Raw genomic sequence first — 13,911 nt, 5'->3', positions numbered from 1 at the left:
CAGCGGCGGAGGCGGCGTTTCACCCTGAAGTAGCGGGCCTCTTCGCAGAGGATTCCTCGCCCGACCCCTCCGCCTTGCACCGGGACTCGCTTTGATTCATTGTCGGCCGTCGGCGCTTGCGTCGACAGGGGCCGGGAATCCCCTGTGCGAAGCTCAATCTTTACGACCGCGCCTCGACGCGCGGCGTCCGTCCGCTGGTGACCGCGGCGCACCCCTGTGTGCGCCCGGTCGAGGCGGGCGCGCTCTCGGATTCCTGCCTCCTGAAAACCGGCGGGAGGTCGCCTTGAGCGATGTGAAGGAGATGGATCCGGGCGCTGCGGCGAGCCTGAATGGGCTCTACCGACGCTATTCGGGGTGGTTGGGAAGACGGCTGCGCGGACGTGTGGGCGCCGATGAAGCCGCCGATGTGGTGCAGGAAACCTATCTTCGCCTGGCTCCCTATCTCCTCGAAGATATCCGCCACCCCAAGGCTCTGCTTCTTCGCGTCGCGCTAAACCTGGTTCGCGACGAGCGACGCCGGATGGCGCTGCGGGACCGGGCGATGCAGGGGGCGATTCCTATGTGGGTCACAGCGGCCGACGCGCCTGTCGACCGGCTTCACCTCAAGCAGGTTCTCCTGACCATGCCGCCGCTGTATCGGGACGTCTTCGTCTTGAGCCGGTTTGACGGTATGACATATCCGGAGATTGCTCTGGCCCACGGGATCAGCCTGGCTACGGTTGAACGGCGGATGGCCAAGGCTGTTGAGCACTGCATGGCCCAACTGGACGTCTAAGGCACGAACGATGACTGCCGATAATGACCTGGACGTAAGACGACGCGAGGCCGCGTCGTGGTTCGCCACCCTCAACCAGAAGCGGGTGGCGGCTTCGGACATCACTGCTTTCAGTCAATGGCGCCGCACTCCTGCGAACGCTGAAGCCTATGCCCGGATAGAAACGATGTGGGAGGCGGCCGGGAGCCTCAAGGGCGACGCCGATATCGCCGCCTTGACTGCAGGGGCCCGCGCACGCGCCGACGCCTCGCGCAAACTGCAGGGCCGCCTCGCCAAAGGCCTTTTACCGATCGGCGCCGTGGCGGCCGTCGCCGCCGTGGTTGTCGGCGTGACAATGTGGTCTGCCCGTCCTCTGTCCTATGAAACCGGGCTGGGCGAACGGCGGATCGTCGTCCTGGCCGATGGGTCAAAGGTTACCCTGGACACCGAGTCTCGCATCACCGTCAGGCTCACCGGCCGTCGCCGTGCTGTAGAGCTGGCGAGCGGCCAGGCCTTCTTCGATGTGGAGGGCGATCCTGCCCGCCCCTTCGTTGTTCGCGCCGGCGCGACCGACGTCACCGCCGTGGGAACCCGGTTTGACGTCCGCCGCGCGGGCGGCGGCGCGCAGGTGACGCTCGTCGAAGGCAAGGTCGATGTCGTAGACCGGGGGCAAGCCACGCCGCGATGGTCCCTCGCCCCGGGCCAGCAGATTGTCACCGCCTCGCCTCGTCCAGCCGTCCGGTCGGTGGATGCGGCGTCGGAGACCAGCTGGACATCCGGCCGCCTCATCTTCGCCGGCGACACCGTCGAAGCCGCTGTGGCCGAGGTCAATCGCTACACCGCGTCCAAGGTCGTCCTGGATGCGCCCGCCATCGCCGATATCGCTGTCAGCGGCGCTTTCAACACGGGCGATGTCGAGGGCTTCGTGTCCGCGCTGACCGAGCTCTATCCGGTCGTCGCCGACCGCACGGCTTCCGGTCAGATCGTCATTCGTGACGCCCCCGCGAAAATTATGAGCGCGCGCTGAGGGGTTTTGCCGCGCCCCTTCGTCTCTTCCCCGAACCGCGTCTGTGCGGATATCCATTTCGGGGGATTATTATGCGTATCGGTCTCTGTTCGTCTGCTTTCGGAGCACTCGCTGTCGCGGCGGCAATGCCTGTCGTCGCCCAGGCGCAATCCCCTGCCGTCCAGTTCCGCGTCCCGGCCGGCCCGCTAGAAACCACTCTTCCGCTGTTCGCGGCGCAGAGCGGCGAGCAAATCCTCTATTCCACCGACCTCGTAGCCGGCCGTCAGTCTCCGGGCGTCAGCGGCGCGCTGCGGACCGATCAGGCGCTGACCGCGCTACTGCAGGGCACGGGCCTGAGGGCGCGGCGCACGAGCCCGAACACTCTGGTCGTCTTTGATCCTTCCGTCCGGGCGGAGGCAGCAGATGAGGCGATTGAGATCGACGAGGTGATCGTCACTGGCAGTTTGATCCGCGGCGTCGCTGACGGCCCGTCGCCAGTCATCACCGTGACCCGGGGCGATATCGACCGACAGGGGCATGGAACAGTTGCCCAAGCGCTTGCCGCCCTGCCCCAGAATTTTGGCGGCACCGGTAACGATGCCGCAATGAGCAACGGCGGCGACCGGACGGGTACGAACAGCTTTTACGCCTCGGGCGTCAATCTGCGCGGCTTGGGCAGCGATGCGACTCTCGTTCTGGTCAACGGCCGACGAATGGCGGGCACAGGAAACAAGGGCGACTTCGCCGATGTCTCCACAATACCGACCAGCGCCGTGGCCCGCATCGACGTGCTGCTCGATGGTGCGTCAGCGCTGTACGGAGCGGATGCCGTGGGCGGCGTGGTCAACATCATCCTGCGTGAGGACTATGACGGCGCCGAGACGCGGGTCCGGTACGGCGTCACCTCGGATGGGGCGAGCGATGAGCTCCAGATTGCCCACACCGTAGGGAGCCGGTGGTCGTCAGGCTCGGTCCTGGGCACCTATGAATACAATGACCGCAGCCGCCTGGCGGCATCCGAGCGGGACCGGGCGAACGACGCGGACTTGCGGCGGTTCGGAGGATCCGACCGGCGTCGCATCTTCAGCAACCCCGGCAACATCGTCGTCTTCGACGCCGCAGCCGGCGGCTATGTCCCCACCTACGCCATCCCCAGTGGGCAGAATGGCGAAGGCCTGAGCCCGAGTGACTTCATCGTCGGTCAGGGCAATCTCTACAATCACCGCGAGGGCCTGAACGTCCTGCCGGAGCAAAACCGACACAGCGCCTATCTGGTCCTCAATCAGGACCTCGGCGACCGCGTCTCGGTCAACGCCGATGTTCGCTATGGCCTGCGCGAGTTTGAGGCGGTGTCTCAAGGGTTTCCAACGACCTTCACCGTGACCGCAGCTAACCCCTATTTTGTGTCTCCGACAGGCGCGACATCACACATCATCGCCTATAATTTCGGCCGCGATCTCGGCAATCCGAGGATCGAAGGCCGCGCCGAAAGCCTGGGCGGTTCGATCGGGGCCAAGATCGATCTGGCAGGAAGCTGGCGGCTGGACACTTACGCCGCCTACGCGCGCGAACACGGTGAAAACTCAAGCAGCAATCAGCTGAACTCTACCTTCCTGCGCGAGGCGCTCGGCGCGATCGCCGATAATCCGGCGACCGCCTACAGCGCACCGCGCGATGGATACTTCAATCCCTTCGCCGACGGCTCGAACAGCTCGCCGGCAGCCTTGGCGTTCATTGGCTCCGGCTGGGCGCGCGGGGTCGGGGAGACGACGGTTTCGTCCGTCAATGCCCTGGCGGACGGGTCCCTGTTCACCCTTCCCGCCGGGGACGCCAAACTGGCCGCGGGCGTCGCCTTCCGCCGCGAGACCTTCGAACGTCAGGACACAAGCTTCACATCAGGCGTAGCGCCGTCGGTCGGCGTCCCCGTCGCCTTCGACCGCGAGGTGGCGTCCGCCTTCGCGGAAGTCCGCATCCCCCTCTTCAGTGCCGCAAACCGCCGCGCTGGATTCGAGAGGCTTGAGCTATCGATCGCCGGTCGGTTCGAGAATTATTCCGACGCCGGTCAAACGACCAGCCCCAAGGTCGGGGTTCTGTGGCAGCCCTATTCCGAACTGATACTGCGCGCCAACTACGGCGAGTCCTTTCGGGCGCCGGCGCTGCGCGAACTGAACGAGACGGCGGACCAGAGCCCGACGTTCCTCCCGCGCGGATCGCAGCAGGTGCTTGCCGAAATTCTCTACGGCGGCAATCCCGACCTTGAGCCCGAGCAGGCCAAGAGCTGGACGCTTGGCGGAGACTATCGGCCAGTGGTTCTTCCCGGCCTTCGCGTGGGCCTCAATCTGTTCCGGATCGATTTCGACAACCAGATCGGTCAGCCCGCCTTCACGGCCCTCACCACCGCCCTCACCAACCCCGCCCTGTCGGCCTTCGTTCGCATCATCGATCCGATCAACAACGCGCAGGACCGCGCCGACATGCAGGCGTTGCTGGACCTGCCGACGACAGCGCTTGCCGATCTGTTCCCCGCCGAGGCCTACGGCGCCATCGTCGATGCCCGGTTTGTGAACACGTCCAGCGTGCTGCTCGAAGGGATCGACGCCAATCTCGGCTACGCCTTCGACGTCGGCGACCATGCGTTCGAGCTCGACGCCAACCTGACCTATCTCGACCGGTTCGATACCCGCGCGACCCCGACCGCGCCCGTTCAGTCCGGCATCAATGGTCCCAACCTGCCCGTCGATCTGCGGGCGCGGGCGTCGGCAAGCTGGACCCGTCGCGACTGGGGCGCCTCGGCGGCGGTCAACTACGTCGGGGGCTACCCTGACGTTACGGGTCGCCCCATCGGCTCATGGACGACAGCTGACGTCCAGATTCGCTACGCGCCGATGCGCGGACCGCTCGAAGGGACGACGCTGACGGTGAACGTGCAGAACCTTCTCAACACCGATCCGCCCTTCTACGACGCCCCCGAGGGCGTCGCCTACGACGCCGCAAACACCAATGTTCTTGGCCGATTCATCTCCATCCAGTTGACGCGGGCCTGGTGATGAAACCGTTCCTCGGCCTTGTGGCCGCGGCGACCCTTCTGGTCGCCGCGAGCCCGACCTTGTGTCAGACGCCCGCCCAGCCCGGCGGCCTTCCCCCCTTCACGATCGACGACCTGGTCGGGCAAGAAGGCATCGGCAATGTCCGCATATCGCCGGACAGCCGCTGGATCGTCCTGGAGCGACAGGCACCCTGGAACAGCGCGAGCACCTACAAATACGACTTCTACACCGAGACGCTTTTGAGCCGGCTGCAGGTCTTCTCCGCGACAGACGGCGTCCTTCGTCAAAGCCTTGAGGATCCGGGCCATTCGAAGGGCTTCGTGTCGGGGCCATTCTCGCCAAGCGGCGCGCAGATGGTGGTCTATCGGCTCTCCGAGACCGGCTGGAGCCTGGGGGTGATGACGCTGGCCACCGGCGCGATGCGGTGGCTCGACCTGTCACCGGAGCCGGCGCGCTTTGGTGAAACCGTCGTCTGGCGCTCGGAAAGCGAGCTCCTGGTCGTCGCCCGGCGAAATGGTGTGTTGCCCTACATCATCGGGGTCTACGCCCAGTCGGTCGTGAAGCAGACCGAACTCTGGCGGCGGGCCGAGGCCGGACATTCGCCATCGTCGATTTCCATCTCGAGTGGGGCGGCGCGCGACACCCGGGACAAAGGCACGCCGCTTCAACTCCTTCGAGTCGATCTCACAACGGGGCGCGAGACCCTCCTCGTCGAAGGCGCCATCATCGACGTCTCGCTGTCGCCGGACGGGCAGACGGCAGCGGCTCTGCTTGACGGCGCAGACATCCAGTACGGCCTGGACACGGTGCTCTTCACCGGAACGCCGAAACGGGTTCGGCGCATCCTCCTGGCCGACCTTGAAACGGGATCGTCTGTCGAGCCTTTGCCCGATCAGGATTTTACATCGCACCTGATGACATGGTCGCCGCGCTCGGACCGGCTGATCGCGTTCGCGAGACAGCCCGGGGGCCGTTTCGAGGCCGGGCGGTTCTGGCTGCTTGATCACAGCGGCTCCGCGCAGGCGATCGACCTGGACACGGCCACACCGTGGATCGACGGCGATAGCCAGACGATCCCCATCGCCCGGGCCAGTTGGGACGACGATCGCCCTGTCGTTCAGGTTCGTCTGGCCGACGGCTCGAAAGCCTGGCTGACAAACGATCGTAGCGGACGACGCCGGATCTTTGCCCAGGTCGAGGACGGCGAAGCCCTGGTCCGCTTCGACGGCGCAACCTTCCTCGCGCGACAGACAGGCCTGACGCCTCTCAGAGGAGAGCCCTCTCCCGCCGACCTCCAGGGACGGCTCGTCGATGCCGGGACGGCGAGCGATCTCGGCGCGCGGGCCACGCAAAATCCAGCGCCCGAGCGGCTCGGCCAATCTGTCCTGCTAAACGCGCAGGACTGTTTGCGACGATCCAGCGGTCCGGCGCACTGCTTCGGCGCCCTTGCCGACGACGAGACCGTCGTCGCGGCAAGCCCGGACGACACCTTCGTCGTCACCCGCCGCCGTTCGCCGGGCGGTGCGACGCAGGTCCGCCTGCGAACCGACACCGGAGCGGTCGAGCTGGCCTCCGTCAATGACGACCTCGATCGCCGCAGCTGGGGCGCTGTCGTGCCGATCGAACACACGGGTTCGGAGGGGCAGCCGCTGCGCAGCTGGTTACTGTTACCCGCCGTCCCGACGTCCAGTCCTCCGCCGGTGGTCGTGATCGCCTATCCCGGCCAGACCTTCCCAACGCCGCCCGGACGACTCCTGCCGGGCACCCTCAAGCTGCACATCAATCCGGCCATCCTTTCAGCGGCTGGCTACGCCGTGCTCATGCCCAGCTTGCCGCAGCAGGCCTCACCCACCTCGGACCTCGATCACCTAGGACCTGAGCTCGTCTCGATCGTCCAGATGGGCTGCGCGGCAGACCGCTGCGACGCCACGCGCGCGGCCTTGGTCGGTCACAGCTTCGGCGGATACGGCGTCCTTCGCGCCGCGACGCAGACGGATGACTTCAAGGCGATCATCGCCTCAAACGGCTATGGCGACCTCAGCGAAGCCTATGAGCCACGCCTGTATTCACAGTTGAGCGGGGAAGCGGGCGTGGCCATTCAGAGCGGGTGGCTCGAGGGCGGACAGGGTGGCCTTGGCGTGCCCTTGGGGACCAATCCGAACCGCTACGTCGAGCGCAGCCCGCTTTATGCAGTGGATCGGATCCGCACGCCCATCCTGCTTATCCAAAGCGACTTCGACGGATCGCGCTTCGATTCGATCTTCGGCGCCCTCTACCGTCTCAATCGCGAGGCGGAGCTGGTCACCTACTTCGGGCAGAGCCACGAATTCGCCAGTCCTGCGAACATCAGAGACCTGCACCTACGCATTCTCGACTGGTTCAACCGCTACCTTGGCCCGTCTCACCCGATCGAGACGCCCCTCCCAGCTTCGCGCCCAAACCTCGATCGCACCGAGGATGAGAAAACGGTTGGTCGCGGGATCCCAGATTAGGTGCGCATCGGAGAGGGCTTTGTCGAAGTCGTCGGTACTGATCAAACCCTTTTCCGCCAACCGTCCCTCGACGAGCAGGTCGGTCACAACATCCACGCTCTGGCGCACGACCGAAGCATAGAAGCGGCTAAGATCTCCCTTGTCGCGCCGCTCAGTGATCGACGGCGGCAACCGGTCTTCAAACGCGATCCTGGCCAGGCCGCGATCCCGTGCGCCGCGTGTGAGACAGTCCGTGGGGATGGCGAGGCAATGCTCCATGACCGGCTGCGTCAGCAGCGGATGCAGGAGGGTCGCCGAGCGGGCGCGCAGGCAGTCGCTCCAGAAGGTTTGGCAGTTGGCGAGTTGCAGAACCTGGCGCGCCTTGGCGGGCGGCAGCGCCTCCGCCCCTTCGACCCACCGATGGCGTCGCGTCGTGGCGGGCGGGCGCGGCTTCGGAAAAAGACTATGTCTGGCGATGGTCCAGACGGAGTGCCGGGTCCACCGCGCCACGGACGCCACATAACCCGGGTTCAAACCTCTCAGGCCCTCGCGCCGGAACCTGTCCGCCACGACCAGGGGGTCGGGTGACTGGAAGAAGACGGCGTCACCGCCTTGCCCCGTGAGCAGCCCCGTGGCGCGGACCTTGCGCGCCCGGCCGGCCATCTCGGCGTCATAGACCATGTCGATGCCGTGGAGCGCTGGGCGAACGCTTTGACCGAGCGGGTCAAACTGCTGTCGGGTCAAGGCTGCGATGTTCTGACGCTTGATGCAGCGAGAACGCTGCCAAGTTCGAACTGCCTCGCTCTATGTAGAAACCGGCTCCTGCCTGAAACTCAGCTGAACTAGACATCCACTTCGCATAGTGCCGCTCAGCCTCCTCCAGCGCGACCCGCGCCTTGAGGTCCGCCGGCTTGTGCAGCTTGGCGCCCGGCGTGTCGTAGAGCAGCACGCCCTCGCGTATGATGTCGGCGAAGAAGTAGCGCCCGCGATCCAGTTGCTCGTTTACGTCGTCGAGCGAATGGACGATTAGGCTGACTGGAGTGCGGATGTCAGGCCCGATAGGCATGGTCCGGTTTTCGGCCTCGTGCCAGAATTCGCCGTCGGTCAGGTCTTCATGATCGACCACGATCAGCAGGTCGAAATCCGAGAAGTAGCGTCCGACAGGGTCATGAACCCAGTCGCCGCGCGCATAGCTGCCGTAGAGGATGACCTTGAGAATCTTGCCGTCCTTGAGCCGCGCGGCGCGGCGGGTCGAGATGGCCTCCTCGAACGCTGCGCGCACGGTCTCGACCACCTGACGGAGTTCGGCCTGTTTGCGCAGCGGCAGATGATCGAGGCTTTTCTTCATGGCGGGAGTCTCCGCGATACGGGCGCACACGGCAAGGCTGAATACGCCGTCTTCAACCTGTCCGCCTCCCGAGCGAGCGTTGTCCCGTGCCAACGGTGGTCTTCACCGCCGCACGGCGGCGCCCACGAAAAAGCCGCGCGCCCCCAAAGGGCGCGCGGCAAGTTTTCAGTCTCTGAACAACGGCTATTCCGCCGCGAACGCATAGGCGTCGTCATCGCGCGGTTCGTCCGCGCTTTCGTCCTCCGGCTCCGCCGCATCGGACACCGTCCGCAGGACCGGGGGCAACCACCCCTTGCCCTCCACCAGCCGTTCCGCCGCCTCGGCCATGTCAACCTTCTTGAACCCGGCGATGCGGCCCGCCTCCTCCACGTTGACGGCCTCCGTCACCGCCTCCAGCACCCGCGTCTTCGGCACCCGCGTGAAGTAGCTGGCCGCCGTCGCCGACCACGTCCCGGTCATGTCGAGGCCGACCACCGTCGCCAGCGCCTCGGCCTGCGCCAAGGCGCCGGGTCGCCGGTCGTATGGGTCCCGCACGGCGTAGAGGCCGACCCCAGCGCAGCAGGCCATCAGGTCCAACTGGTCCGATGGAGCCAACCCGAACACCACGCCCCACAGGTCCTCGGCGCGCTCGGGCAGTCGCGCGCCCCACGCCTCGCACCGGTCGCGAACCCGCCGACCGGCAGGACCGTCGTCCACGCCCGGCGCCAGCCGCTCCAGACCGCTGACGGACAGTCGAAGCTGAAGCGGCGTCCAGAGGCCATATCCCGGATAGAAGACCTGCAGCGCCAAGGCATGAACCACGGTCGCCAACGCTACGCCCACATCGGCCTGCACCGCGTCGCGCAGGCCCATGGTCTTGTGGGCCGTAAGGTCGATGACCAACCGGTCGGACAGGGCGCTCCCGACCTCTTCCGGCTCCGGTGCGCTCCCGCCCTGCTCGGCGTCTGCGTCGCCACCGTTGCCCTCGATGTCCGCCTCCTCCGGGGTCGGCGTCACCGCGTCCTCGGCGCGGACGAGTCCGCGCTCGAAGCGGGCCAATCCGTCGTGGCCGAGCATCACCATGACGCCAGCTCGCGTCTTGGCTTCGGCGGCGTAGTCGAAGTCAGGGCCGAAGGCCTGCAAGGCCTTGTCGATCTCCTCCAGCCGCGCGTCCGCTTCGGGCGACAGCCCCTCCGCGCCCGCTTCGGAGACGATCCGGTCATACTCCTCCGACAGGGCCGTGATTTCGGCGGCGTCCGCCTCCGACCGTTCGACAGCCACCGGATAGACCCGTCCGAAGGCCGAGACGTCCGGATAGTCCAGGGCGGGCTCCGCCCATTTCCAGCCCTCCCGCTCGCGCGCCTCATCGGCCAGCCCGGCCAGCTTTTCCCCGACCAGTCGATCCAGCAGGACCACGTCTTCCAGCCAGCCGCCGCCGTCCTCGGTGAACAAATCCCGGACGATGCCGCCGCCTTCGGCCTCGTAGGTTTCGACGCCGACGAAGCGGACGCGCCGATCGCCGACGCTCACCTTGGCCTCGGTCATGGCGCGCCGGATGGCGTAGGCCGGGGTGTGGGGGCCGACCTGCTCCAGCACCTGCCGCTGCCGGTCCTGATCCTCGCTGACGCAGAAGGCGGTCAGTTGGTCCAGCGCCAGCGTCCCGGCCCGGTAGGCCGACATCAACTCCGGGGCCGCTGACCCGAGCCGGAGACGCTGACGCACGACATGGACGGACACCCCAAACCGGGCCCCGATCTCCTCGGGGCCGTAGCCCTTCTCGACGGCCAGCCGCTGGAAGGCCTCGAACTGATCGGCGGGATGCATGGCCTCGCGCGTCATGTTCTCGTCGAGGCTGATCTCGTGGGCGTCGTTCTCGGCGTCCACGATCACGCGCACCGGATGGGTCCGCTTGATCGCCTTGCGCTTGGCCAGCAGCCGAAGCCCCTGACGGCGCCCCTCGCCAATCGTCACTAGGTAATTTCCCGTAGGTTCGCCCTCCTCGGTCCGCTCGATCTCGATCACGGGCGGCTGCAACACCCCCTTGGCCTTGATGGAGGCCGCGAGGGCCTCGATGGTCGCGGGCGCATGCGGCGTCTTCCTCGCGTTCTTCGGCGAGGCCTTGAGCCGATTAAGCGGCACGATGAGTTCCGCGCCGTGTTGTGGCGCGGTCGCTTCAGTCGCGACGGTTTCGGTGGATTGAGCAGTCATGTCTGCCTCCTTTGGGCTTGGGTTGCAGGCACGCGAACTGCGCGCCTGAAACCCTGCCCGTCGGCGAGACCGGGGTAGCAAGGGCCAGGGCGGACCGGCCGGAGGGGGATCACCCGACCTGCACAAGCCTGACCCTGATTGCGGCTATGATGACGATCGTCGGCGCGGAAGGTCGGGGAGACCGGCCGGTCCGGCGGCGCAGCCGCTTCACCCTGGCGCGCGCGAGGGCGGAGCCCTTAGCTCTGCAAGCCCGACGAACCGTGCATTCCGTCGTCAAAGTCGACCGCTAAGAACCGGAGCTTATCGGTCACTGGCCACGATACCCAGTTGCAGCGAGGAAGGAGCCTGAAGAAGGCGGCGCCCATCCTGCGGTGCGGGATGACCGCGGCGGAGTGACTGGGATCGGTGACCCGTCGACTAAGCGACCGGGCGTCATCAGACGACGTCTGCGCAGACGGTGCTGAGAACCGTAAGACCAACACCGCGGGCCTGCGTGTTTTCCCTGCGGCATCTTTCGGTTCGAATCGACCCGAACGAGGAGATGCATCATGGGACAGACCCATTCGCCCCTGCCACGGACGATCAAGAAACCGGAACTGCGCCAGATGGTGCCGCTCGCAGACAGCACCATCTGGGAGATGGAGCAGCGCGGGGAGTTCCCCAGACGCTTCCGGCTGACGCCGCGATGCGTGGTCTGGGATCTGTCGGAGGTGCAGACCTGGCTGGAGAAACGCCGCCGCACCCCCGTCACGCCGGCCAAGGCTCCGGATGTGCGCCTGCGCCGATCACGCCCCGTCCACGATGGGCCGGGCGCCTCCCGACCGCACCTGTAAGCCGCGCCTCGCTTTAGAAAACGGCGAGCGGATTATCGACTGCTTCAGCCGGGGATGGCGGAGGCAAGGGGGACGGGACACGGGCTTCCAGGGCCGATAATTGATTTCTTCACCCCCGCGAGCTATATGTCGTCCCGAGGCCAGATCGGTTGAAACAGCCTCACCCGCCTCTTCGGAGGTCCACGCGTGAGCGAGATAGGGATTTCGATCCCGGAAGCGGCTACCGAGTGACTTCTGATAAGGGCGCCTCCGGGCGCCCTTATCTTCTCCGGTGGAACTTCAGCTTTTCGCCCTTCAGCGTCTTGTCGATCAGAACGGCGAAGCGAACCTTGCTCATGTGCGCAATAGCGAGCGCCTGCGCCGGCTCCGGGCTGTAGGCGCTTTCCACGAAGAGCTTGAGATCGACGCCCGCGTCGGCGCCGCGCTTGACCCGGAAGAAAACCCTGTAGTCCCCTGCTCCGCCGTCGTTGCGCACACCGATCCGCAGGAAGTTCGCCTCCGGGGTCTGATAGACGTGCGCCGTCGGCAGACCCTTCAGGATATGCGGGAGCGCCTGCGACAGCCCATAGCGGATCGGACAGAAGACGCGCCGCCTCGGACCATCCCAGACCGCGACCGCAGTTTCGTCGTGCTGGGCGGCGTCGAAGGTTTCACTGAAGCAGTGGTTGCTAAACCGGACATCGATCTTCACGCCGTTCGGACGCGACTGGGTGGCCATCTCCAGCACGAAGGGCTCGAGATGGTCGAACGCGAGCGTCTGCCCCGCGACTTCCAGCGGCGGAAAATACGGCCCGGCCATGGCCTACAGTCCCAACAGGTCCGGCGACCGCTTGCGCAGTCCCGGCCGGACGGCCGTGCGCTTGGTGGCGGCAGCCTTATCCCGCGCGTCGATCATGTCCTTGTCCCTGCATTTTCTGCTGGCATCCCGACGCATTTCAAAATTTCGGATCAAAACGCGGTGCGCTGACCTCTGACACGGTCAGAACCGGCGTGTAGGCGCGGCCCGCTTCCCAGGCGTCCACGGCGTTCGACCATTCCTGCGCCATGTGGCGGCGCTGGGTCTCGAACTCCGCCTTGTTGTAGACGCCTCGCGAAGATCGCTCTTCGTGAGCGAGCCCTTTCTCGATCCAGTCCGAGTTGAAGCCCATCTCGTGCAGCAGGGTCGAGGCCGTCCGCCGCAAGTCGTGGACGGTGAAGGGTTCGAGCGGGAGATCACCCTTACCGGCCTTCTCAGCGATCGCACTGGTGACGCGGTTGAAGGTCGCCCGCGACATCGGCGCATCGGCGTCGTAGCGCGACGGCAGGATGTATTTCGAGTTGCCGGCGCAGGTCTTCAGGGCGACCAGGATGTCCAGCATTTGGGTGGAGAGGTAGACGTTGTGAGGGCGTGAGCGCTTCATGCGCGCCGCCGGGATCGACCAGACCGCATTGTCGAAATCCACCTCGGTCCATACCCCGTCCTGAAGTTCGCTCTTTCGAACCATGCTGAGCAGGATGAACTTCAGGCCGAGCCTGATGGTTGGCAGGGTCGCCACCTCACCCAGAAGCATCAGCATGATCCGGATTTCGGCGGGGGTGAGCGAGCGGTCGCGCGGTCGGAAGGTCGCGATCGAAGCCGGACCCACGTCATCCGCAGGATTGTCGATCTTCTCGCCGTGGAGGATGGCCCAGCCGTAGATCTGTTTGACGATATCCCGGACATGGATCGCCGTGGCGGGCGCCCCGCGATCCACAATCGCCTTGCAGTGGGCCCGCAGATCGTCGGGTGTGATCTCGCTCAGCAGGCGGTTCTTCCACTTCGGCAGGATGTCCCGATTGAAAATCGCCCGGCGCATGTCGCGGGTGCTGTCCGCCATCGGCGCGCGGTCCATCCAGCCCTGGGCGACCTGTGCGAAATCGTGAGCTTCCTTCAGGCGACGTTTGGCGCGCTGCTTTTCAACCGCGGGCGACACCCCGTCCGCGATCGCCTTCTTCACCTCGATCAGCCGCTCACGGGCTTGGGCCAGCGTCAATCCGGCGCTGCCGTAACGCCCGAGCGTCAAGGTCTCTCGACGGCCGTTGAACCGATAGTCGTAGCGGAATGAGATCGCGCCGCCCGTCGAGACATAGACGTACATACCGTCCCTGTCGGTACTCTTGTAAGCCCTTGCTTTCGGACGCAAATTCTTCAGTGCGGTGTCGGTTAGCACGGTATAATCGCCTCTGGCTGTCGGTCCTCGAATTCGGGCGCGCCAAGACAGCTTTTTATCATCCATTTCAGAGACT

9 protein-coding genes and 1 pseudogene are annotated in these 13,911 nt (G+C 65.8%); 5 read left to right on the top strand and 5 right to left on the bottom strand.

Annotation, left to right across the window (positions count from 1 at the left end; genetic code table 11):
• Positions 1-292: 292 nt before the first annotated feature.
• The 4 genes from B4A39_RS13015 (at position 293) to B4A39_RS13000 (ending at position 7,299) form a co-directional block, all read left to right on the top strand.
• Positions 293-775, top strand: a complete 483-nt coding sequence (locus tag B4A39_RS13015; protein WP_244093384.1) for an RNA polymerase sigma factor — start codon at positions 293-295, stop codon at positions 773-775.
• Between the two features lie 10 nt (positions 776-785).
• Positions 786-1,781 carry a FecR family protein gene (locus B4A39_RS13010; protein ID WP_292036968.1) on the top strand — a complete coding sequence of 332 codons (996 nt, stop codon included), beginning with the start codon at positions 786-788 and terminating at the stop codon, positions 1,779-1,781.
• A 125-nt stretch (positions 1,782-1,906) separates the two neighbouring features.
• Positions 1,907-4,807 (top strand): TonB-dependent receptor, encoded by a 2,901-nt coding sequence (locus B4A39_RS13005; protein WP_292036967.1) that lies wholly within the window; start codon positions 1,907-1,909, stop codon positions 4,805-4,807.
• Positions 4,807-7,299 carry a S9 family peptidase gene (locus B4A39_RS13000; protein WP_292036966.1) on the top strand — a complete coding sequence of 831 codons (2,493 nt, stop codon included), beginning with the start codon at positions 4,807-4,809 and terminating at the stop codon, positions 7,297-7,299. Before B4A39_RS13005 ends, B4A39_RS13000 begins: the two co-directional genes overlap by 1 nt.
• Before the next feature lie 9 nt (positions 7,300-7,308).
• Here B4A39_RS13000 and B4A39_RS12995 read toward each other — a convergent pair.
• The 3 genes and pseudogenes from B4A39_RS12995 to B4A39_RS12985 form a co-directional block, all read right to left on the bottom strand.
• A pseudogene (locus B4A39_RS12995) lies at positions 7,309-7,941 on the bottom strand (asparagine synthase-related protein); the annotation flags it as partial.
• Between the two features lie 61 nt (positions 7,942-8,002).
• Positions 8,003-8,626 (bottom strand): nucleotidyltransferase domain-containing protein, encoded by a 624-nt coding sequence (locus B4A39_RS12990; protein WP_292036965.1) that lies wholly within the window; start codon positions 8,624-8,626, stop codon positions 8,003-8,005.
• Positions 8,627-8,809: 183 nt separating this feature from the next.
• Positions 8,810-10,813, bottom strand: coding sequence for a ParB/RepB/Spo0J family partition protein (locus tag B4A39_RS12985; RefSeq protein WP_292036964.1), 2,004 nt, complete (start codon positions 10,811-10,813; stop codon positions 8,810-8,812).
• Between the two features lie 548 nt (positions 10,814-11,361).
• Between B4A39_RS12985 and B4A39_RS12980 the strand changes: the two genes are divergently transcribed.
• The gene (locus tag B4A39_RS12980) at positions 11,362-11,646 is read left to right on the top strand and encodes a helix-turn-helix transcriptional regulator (RefSeq protein WP_008260373.1); all 285 of its coding nucleotides are present in this window, start codon (positions 11,362-11,364) and stop codon (positions 11,644-11,646) included.
• Between the two features lie 259 nt (positions 11,647-11,905).
• On the opposite strand, the gene B4A39_RS12975 is transcribed toward B4A39_RS12980, so the two are convergent.
• The gene (locus B4A39_RS12975; RefSeq protein WP_292036963.1) at positions 11,906-12,445 is read right to left on the bottom strand and encodes a hypothetical protein; all 540 of its coding nucleotides are present in this window, start codon (positions 12,443-12,445) and stop codon (positions 11,906-11,908) included.
• Between the two features lie 136 nt (positions 12,446-12,581).
• Positions 12,582-13,835, bottom strand: a complete 1,254-nt coding sequence (locus B4A39_RS12970; protein ID WP_292036962.1) for a tyrosine-type recombinase/integrase — start codon at positions 13,833-13,835, stop codon at positions 12,582-12,584.
• Positions 13,836-13,911: the final 76 nt, after the last annotated feature.

Origin of the sequence: Brevundimonas sp. UBA4553, from assembly GCF_002387245.1 — a bacterium.
Lineage (GTDB): Bacteria > Pseudomonadota > Alphaproteobacteria > Caulobacterales > Caulobacteraceae > Brevundimonas.
This window is presented reverse-complemented; position numbering and strand designations above follow the sequence as displayed.